Below are 807 nucleotides of genomic sequence, written 5' to 3' on the forward strand. Positions count from 1 at the left end.
CCCGAGTTTGTTTATAAAGGCGATGATGTGTTACTTACTAATTTACCCAACATCACTCGTTACAATAGAGCGAATAATGATTTCTCGGCTATAAACACCTTTCGTTTACGATTTTCGGGTCAGGACATCGGTGATTTTACCATGAATGCTGACGGAGGTTTACTAATTCCAAAACAATATTTAAGTTCATTAACTTCTGAAAAACAGGTTTCTTTATATCAATTATCTGGAGATTCAAATGGTTCATCAATAGCGTTTACAAAAACAACAGTTACTCTTGCGCAAGTTCCGGATATTGAATATCAGGCTCTTGTAGATTTTTATAACGCTACAGGAGGAGGTACCTCTTGGTCTAATTGGGATGTTAGTGTTAATAACCTAAATCAAGGTGCATGGTATGGTTTAATCATTGAGAATGGGCATGTGGTTACTATTGATTTACCCTACGTAAACCTTAATGGAGCAATCCCAGCATCCTTTAGTAATTTAAAATACCTGAGAAATCTGGATTTGAGTTACTACCGTGATTCCAGTAATTACTATAACGATTATGATGATTATACGCCAAGTAACTTGAGCACTACCGATTTGAATAACTTATCAGGATTGGTAAGTTTAGAAAATTTAAAATTACATGGGTGTAAACTATCAGGAATCATTCCTAGTTCTTGGTCTAAATTGACCAAACTTAAATCATTGAATTTAAGACAAACTTCCTTAGAAGGGGCTATTTTTAGTGAAATAGGCAATTTGACCGCATTAGAAACTATAGACTTTGCACTTAATAAATTTACTTCTATTCCAGCA

General features: G+C 34.4%; 1 pseudogene. It reads left to right on the forward strand.

Annotation, left to right across the window (positions count from 1 at the left end):
• A pseudogene (locus tag ACFQ0S_RS11540) lies at positions 1–807 on the forward strand (leucine-rich repeat domain-containing protein); the annotation flags it as partial.

This window comes from Flavobacterium myungsuense (genome assembly GCF_042677265.1).
GTDB classification, from domain to species: Bacteria; Bacteroidota; Bacteroidia; order Flavobacteriales; family Flavobacteriaceae; genus Flavobacterium; species Flavobacterium myungsuense.